Raw genomic sequence first — 8,042 nt, 5'->3', positions numbered from 1 at the left:
TTAGCGACTAATCAGATCGCACAAACTGGACTGAGTTCCCTTCCTCCGGTGATCTACTATTCGGAACAGCTATTTAGCAATCGATCCATATTATGTCTCCCGCTCCAGAATCCGGCGAATGATGGTGACGGCACCGGGGAATTGCAGACTCTGCACCAGTGCAGCCACCTCCTGCATGGTTTCACGCTCTTCGGGGGGCGATGCCGGCAGCGCCGCCAACAGATCCAGCGCCTCCAGATTACCGCTCTCCAATGGTGGCAGCAGCGCGCGCAGCCGCTCAAGCCACTCCGGGCGCGACAGTGTCGCGGCGATATCAGGAATGACCGTAGCTTCCGGCTGCGGCTCGGGTAGCGCCTGCATCAGCAGTTGTTCGCTGCGTGTCGCAAGCTCGCGCAAGGCGGCAAGCTGCTCGGTGTCGAAACGGGTGCAGAACTCTGCCGCTTCCTCCGTGCGGCTCTGGCGCTCCCACTCCGCAGCCTGTGCCGCCAGCGCCGTGGCCCCGACCGTCGCAGCCACGCCTTTCAGGGCGTGGAAGGTTGCAGCCATGCGCGGCACATCCGCCGCCTCGCGCTGCCGAGCCAGCATGTCCAGCTGATTGCAAGCCTCGATCGAGAAACTGGCCAGTGTCTGGCGATACACGTTCAGATTTTGACCAAAACGGCGCATCAGCCGGTCGAGCGGGTCGACCTCCGCCGTAGTAGCCGTTTCCGGCGCCGCGGCCGGCTGCCGTTCGGTTCCGGCGGCAGGTACGGCTTTCCCCTGTACCAGCTTCAGTATGAGCTCGACCACCTCGTCGATATCGATCGGCTTGCCGACATGATCGTTCATCCCGGCCTGCAGACATGCCTCCCGGTCGGCATGCGAGGCATTGGCCGTCATCGCCAGGATCGGCAGCGCTGCCAGCACCGGTACGGCACGAATCTCGCGCGTCGCCTGCAGGCCATCCATGACGGGCATCTGTATGTCCATGATGATAATGTCAAAAGCATCCGGTTGCTGCGTGGCAATCCGAACCCCCTGCAGGCCATCCTCGGCCATCACCACCGATGCGCCCTCATGGGTCAGCAACTCGCCGGCCACCTGCCGGTTCAGCGCATTGTCCTCGACCAGCAGGAGACGCACCCCCGCCAGCCGCTGTGGTAACTCGAATACCGGCGGCAAGGAGTCGCGCTGAGCCGGCTGGCGCGCCCGCGCGATGGAGGCGATCAGTTGTTGCGGGGTAATCGGTTTGGTCAGGATATCGCGGAAAATAACTCGGTCCTGCTCTGAAATCTTGCCCAGCAGCTCACGCCCGTACGCGGACAACATGATGACGACCGGGCAGGCGACATCCGGAAACTGCTGCTTGATCAGCTTCGCGGTAGCAACCCCGTCCATTTCCGGCATGCGCCAGTCCACCAAGACCACATCGTAAGGTCGACCCGCTTTCAGTGCGCTGATGATCTTTACCAGGGCCTTCGCGCCACTCTCCACCGCATCGCAACTCCAGCCACGCATTTCGATGGTCTTGACCAGGATTTCCCTCGAAATCTCACAGTCATCAACCACCAGCACATGGCAATGACTGATGTCCGGTGCGACGACGCTGATGGACAGAGCCTTGTTTTCCACCTCAAGGCATAGCTCGAACGAGAAGCAGCTGCCACGGCCCGGTTCGCTGTCGACCCGCAATTCGCTCCCCATCAGAGCCACCAGACGCTGGCAGATGACCAGCCCCAGCCCAGAGCCGCCGAAGCGGCGGGTGGTGGAGGACTCGGCCTGAGTAAAACCATTGAAGATGCGGCTCAACTGTTCCGGGGTAATGCCGATGCCGGTGTCGGTGACCGACACCTGCAACGTCACGCTCGCCGCGTCCTGACGCAGCGCGGACAGGTGAATGACGACCTGCCCGGCCTCGGTGAACTTGAGGGCGTTGCCACCAAGATTGATCAGGATCTGCAGGATGCGCAGCTTGTCGCCTCTGACCTCCAGTGGCAGCGACGGATCGACTTCGAACATCAGCTCCACGGTCTTGTGATGCTGATTGCCGGACAACACCACGGCCAGTTCGCGCAGCATGTCTTCCAGGCTAAAGGCATGGATATCCAGCTCAAGTTTGCCGGCATCAATCTTGGAGAAATCCAGGATATCGTTCAGCAGTGCCAGCAGTGATTGGGCTGCCGACTGTGCCTTGACCACGTAATCCTGCTGTCGCGTATCCAGCGGTGTCTGCCGAACCAGCTGCAACATCCCGAGCACGGCATTCATCGGCGTGCGGATCTCGTGGCTCATATTGGCCAGGAACTGGCTTTTTGCCACGTTCGCCTGTTCCGCCTGCTGTCTTGCCAGCTCCAGGCTGTTCTCGAACTGCTTGCGTATGGTGATGTCCTGGTTGATGCCGACGAAACTAACCGCCCTGCCCTTCGCGTCGCGCCCCACCTTGCCACCGGCCTGCACATAGCGGATCTGGCCATCCGGATGCACCACCCGGAACACCGGGTCATACACGCCACGGCCATCCACGGCGGCTTGCAGGCTCGCCACCGCGGCATCGACATCATCGGGATGGAGACGGGAACGCCAGCCTTCAAAATCCAGGACTCCGCCTTTCGTTACCTCGGGCAACGCATAGATCTCGAACATTTTCGGGTTCCACTGGAGTGCATTGTCCTCCAGCGTCCATTTCCACACCCCCATTTCGGCAACGTCAGCGGCGCTGGCCAGCTGGTCAAGCGCCAGCTCCAGCTCCTGCCGCGCTTGCTGTTGCTCGGTGATGTCCGTCGCGATGCCCAGGTAGCCGGTGAGTACCCCCTGCTCGTCACGCATCGCGGTGACAGCCAGCATCACCCGGCGCCTGGAGCCATCCTTGCAGACATAGGTCCATTCGCGCGTTTCGGGCGCGACAAACTCCGGCACATGCACAAAGACACGGAAGCCTTCGATGGCCTGGCCATACTGCCGGCTCAGCTCCTCGCCGCGCGCGTTGACCTCATCGGGCAGGTGAATCACGGCCAGGGTACAACGCCCCACCATTTCGTCCTCTTGATAGCCGAGCATGCTCTGGGCGCCGCTGTTGAAAATGGTGATGCGGCCATCCTGATCGGTGGCGATGATGGACACCTCGGAGGCCGAACGCAGCACGTTGCCCAGCAGCACGTTCAGACGCTTCCGTTCCTCGTCCGCCGCGCGGCGTTCGGTGACATCGATACGCAAGGCGACAAAGCGCTCCAGCTGGCCCTCACTATCGAGACAAGGCGCAATCACGGTATCGAACCACAGCAGGCTGCCGTCCTTGCCCTTGTTGCAGATCTCGCCATGCCAGGCCTTGTTGGCAAGGACGGTGTCCCACATGTTCTGCCAGAAGGCAGCCGGATGGAGGCCGGAACTGAACAGGTGGTGATCCCGCCCGATGATCTCTTCGCGGGTATAGCCGTGCGCCAGGCAGAACTGGTCGTTGGCCTCGATGATCACCCCGTTCGGGTCGGAAACCGAGTACAGAAATTGCTCGTTGATGGTTTGCAGCAACACCTGGTTTTCGCGCAGCGCTGCGGCCAACTGCTGTCGCCCTTCGACCAGCTCGGTGACATCATGCATCATCACATAAAAGCCCTGTACCTCGCCATCAATCCGGTCCGGGATGTAGTGCGCCAGCGAGTGCCGTTCTTTGCCGTCCGGGCCAAGAATGGCGCGTTCGAAGGTCTGCTCGTCGCCGCGCAACACCGCATCGATATGAGGACGATTGGCGGCAAACAGGTCTTTGCCCAGCAAGTCGACCATGCTCATGCCCGGCAGAGTGTCCGGGTCGACACCGAACCATGTGTGGTAGGCATGGTTGGCCACGCGGTTGACCAGTTGCTTGTCCCAGTAGCCGATCATCGACGGCACCGCATCGAGCACGGTGCGCAACACACGCCGCGCGCGATCCAGCTCGGCCGTCCGGGTAGCGACCATTTCCTCCAGGTGCGCGTTCAGCTCCTTCATCTGCCTCTCGATGGCCACTTGCTCGCTGATGTCACGTACGGTCTTGGAGGCGCCGACGATACGGCCACTGCCATCGATAATGGGAGACACCGATACCGAGACATCGATCAGCTGGCCATTCTTGTGGCGGCGCCGGGTCGTGAAGTGATCCAGCCTTTCGCCACGGCCTATACGCGCCAGAATGTCCTCTTCCTCGTAAGCCAGATCATCCGGCACCACCAGCTGCGCCATGGTCTTGCCCAGCGCCTCGTCCGCGCGGTAACCAAAGATCTCTTCCGCACCACGATTCCAGCTGATCACCACGCCTTGCAGGGTTTTGCCGATGATGCCGTCGATGGAGCTTTCCACGATGGCCGCCATCCGCGCCTGAGCATCGATCAGCTGCTGCTGGCGCAGGCGGCTGCTGCTCCACAGGAAAACCATGATGGCAAAACCAAGACTTGCCAGCACACCGAGCAGGCCTACGGCATAGAGGTTATTCTGGTGCAAGCCGGCAAGAAATGCGGGCTGAAAGCGGACTTCGATCTGCCACGTCCTGCCTAGAATGGTTTTGGTCACGCTGCGGCTACCGATCACAGCACCAGCAGCGGCTCGGGAGGCGTAGAACACAACCGGTTTCCGGGGGTCGCTGACATCACTCAAGGTGAACTGAGTCAGCTCCGGATTAATACGAATCGCCCCCATCACCTCGTCCATCAGAATGGGCGCATAGCTCCAGCCCAGGGTGGCCGCCACTCGCTGCGCCTCGCTATCCCGTGCCATGCCATCCCGGTAGATCGGCATCAGCATCAGGAAGGATTTGCTGGGTGCTTTCATGGCCTGGGCCAGGGTAATCGGTGCCGTGAGCTGCACCTGCCCGCTCCGCATGGCAGCGTCGGCGGCGGCCTTGCGGTTCGCCTCGGAGGCAATGTCAAGTCCAATCGCCTGCTGATTGTCAGCCTGCGGTTCAATGTACTGGACGACATAGCGCTCGCCGGCATGTGGCTGCAGCTGGCGGATGGCAAAGCCGGGGGCGTCATCTTGTCTCGCCCTGGCGACAAACGCCGGCTCATCGGCCAGCGGCACACGACGGATGAAGCCGAAGCCGCGCGCCCCCGGGAACTCCACTTTCATATCGCGGCTGGCACTGTAACGACGGAAATCCGCACGCGAGATGCCCTGCTCCCCGGCCACCAGAATGGCGCCCCGCGCGCCGCGCAAGCCGTACTGGTAACGGGTAATCCGCTCCTCGACCGTATCGGCAAATTGCGTGGTGAAGTTCTGGTAGGCCTCTTGCAGATCCTGCTCCTGCTTACGATCCAGTTGCAGGGTCAGCCCCGCGGTCAGGAGCAGCCCGCTCAGGAACACCAGGATGCCACGCCGTCCGGCATGGATCCGCAGTTTTTGTTGTTGTAATGCCATGACTTGCTTTCCCCTGGCTAGTCTGTTCATGTGCACCGCGCTACCCCCTTACCGGCGCATACGGCTACTGCTCCAAGCGGCAACAGGCCGCCATGTGGCGCATCGCCAGCCTTTGCGGACGGTTACTTTGACCGCCAGTGTTGGAGATACTCGGTCAGCCGCTCCGGCATCAGCGGGCGGCTGTACAGGTAGCCCTGCATCACCGTGCAGCCCATCTGCTGCAACAGCTCCGCCTGTGCCTGCGTCTCCACGCCCTCGGCCACCAGGCGCAAATCCAGGCCATGCGCCATGTTGATGATGGCGGCCACAATTGCGGCGCTGCTCTTTTCCGTCAGGATTTCGCGGGTAAAGCTCTGGTCGATCTTGAGTACATCGATGGGGAACTGCTTCAGATAGGAAAGACTGGAGTAACCGGTGCCGAAGTCGTCGATGGAGATCGTCACTCCGATTTTGTGCAGCTCATTGATGATGGCAAAGGTATTTTTGACATCCTTAGCCAGCACCCCTTCCGTGATCTCCAGTTCCAGGTAGCCCGGCATGAAGCCGGTTTGCTCGATGATCTCGCTGACCATGGCAGTAAAGTTGCTCTGCGCCAGCTGCACGGCGGAGACATTGACCGCGATACCGATCAAGTAACCCTGCTCATGCCAGCGCCGCCCTTCCTGACAGGCTTTCAGCAGCACGGAGCGCCCGAGCGGTACGATCAGCCCGGTTTCTTCCGCGAGCGGAATGAACTGGGCGGGAGAAATCAGCGAGCCATCCTGCCGGCGCCAGCGTACCAACGCCTCGGCACCGACCACCTGCTGTGAAGCCAGATCGATCTTGGGCTGGTAGTGCACCTCGAAGTCGCCCTCGGCCACCGCGACACGCATTTGGCGCTCCAGCATGTGGCGTGCATAAAGGGTTTGCTCGATTTCCTGCGAGAAAAAGCGGAAGCGTCCACGTCCCTCCTGCTTGGCCTGATACATGGCGGCATCGGCATGGCGGTACAGTGCCTCCTGGTCGTCGGCGTCGTCCGGGTACAGGCTAATGCCGATGCTCATCGACAAGTCATAGCGGACGCCATCGAGCAGGAAGGGTTCGGCACAGGCTTCCAGCAGGCGCTCGCCTAGCTGGGAGACTTCGTCCACATGCCTGATTTCCGGGATCAGGATAATGAACTCGTCGCCGCCCTGACGGCTGATGGTGTCACCATTGCGCACTAACTGCTGCAGCCGCTTGGCAAGCTGCAACAGCAGCTGATCGCCGATGGAATGGCCGACCGAGTCGTTGATGGTCTTGAAATGGTCGAGATCCAGTATGAACAAGGCAACCTGGCCACCATTGCGGCCAGCCTGTTGCAGTGCCTGCGAGGTACGGTCCTGCAGCAGCATGCGGTTCGGCAGATTGGTCAGCGGATCATGGTGGGCAAGATGCGTCATCTTGAGCGCCATTGCCCGCGCTTCGCTGACATCATGAAAAACGATGATGGCACCGGTCAGCTTGCCGGCCTGGTCCCAGATCGGGGCGGCAGAGTTTTCCACCTCCAGCACGCGACCATCGCGGCAGGCGATCTGGCTGTTGAGCGCCATGCCGACGATGCGCTGCTCCTTGAGCGCGAGATAGATCGGGTTTTGCAGCACGTGCCCATCGAAGCTGTCGCGTAGCGGCATCACCTGCTCGATCGGCACGCCGATTGCCCTCCTGCCATACCAGCCGGTCATCGCCTCCGCGATGGGGTTCAGGAAGTTGACCCGACCTTCGGCATCGGTAGCGATCACGGCATCGCCGATCGAATTCAGGGTAATGCGCAGCCGCTCCTTCTCGTTGTGCAGAGAGGTCTCGGCCAATTTCCGGTCTGTCACATCCGTCACCAGCATCAGCAGGCCGGCTTGCAGACCGGACTGGTCTCGACACACCAGCGACACCTGGCCAAACAGCATGTCGCCATCCTGACGCATGTATTCCAGATCAAACGACACCGCACGCCCGTCGGCCAGGCCGGCAAGGTGCGCTTCGATCTCGGCATAGACATGATTGCCGAGCACCTCCTGCAGCCGCATGCCACGCATGCGCTCGGCCGGAATGCCAAACCACTGCCCGTCCACATCGTTGCACAGGATATTGCGGTACGACTCATCCCAATAGGCGACAAAGGCAGGCAGATGCTGCACCAGATCCTGCAGGTCCTGTTGCGCGCAGGCCAGCTGTTTGGAACGCAAGCGCAGCGCCAGGTGAGTCTGGATGCGCGCACGCGCAATCGGCACATTGAGCGGCTTTTGCAGGAAATCCACCCCGCCGAGACTGAGCGCATGCAGCTCGATGGCGTCTTGCGTATGAGAAGTGACAAAAATGACCGGGACGTCCCTCAACCGGGGGTCCGCTTTAATGGCCTGGCATACGGCATAGCCATCCATCTCCGGCATCTCGATGTCCAGCAGGATGATGTCCGGCGGCTCGCGTTGCGCCGCTCGCAGCGCCGCTTCCCCGCTGGTGGCGAAATGGATTTCGCCCAGATCGCGAACCGCTTCTCGCAGAATCAGCACATTACTGGGTTGATCATCAATGATCAAAATGTGCGCTGGTTCGGTTTTTTGATCATTGAATAACAAGTTACCCTCCTTGTGCGTATTCCGGCGAAGTTGAACAGCCATTCCGGCCAACGTGAACACCCTGATCCTTAACGCGCTCACGTCATCTCG

At 61.0% G+C, this 8,042-nt stretch carries 2 protein-coding genes; both read right to left on the bottom strand.

Annotated features, from left to right (window positions below):
• Positions 1-90: 90 nt before the first annotated feature.
• Positions 91-5,361, bottom strand: a complete 5,271-nt coding sequence (locus tag PG896_RS19885) for a PAS domain S-box protein (RefSeq protein WP_270836124.1) — start codon at positions 5,359-5,361, stop codon at positions 91-93.
• A 122-nt stretch (positions 5,362-5,483) separates the two neighbouring features.
• Positions 5,484-7,952: a two-component system response regulator gene (locus PG896_RS19880; protein ID WP_270836123.1), complete on the bottom strand. Its 2,469-nt coding sequence runs from the start codon at positions 7,950-7,952 to the stop codon at positions 5,484-5,486.
• Positions 7,953-8,042 lie beyond the last annotated feature (90 nt).

This window comes from Aeromonas sp. QDB30, assembly GCF_027707645.1.
Taxonomy (GTDB): Bacteria; Pseudomonadota; Gammaproteobacteria; order Enterobacterales; family Aeromonadaceae; genus Aeromonas; species Aeromonas caviae.
This window is presented reverse-complemented; position numbering and strand designations above follow the sequence as displayed.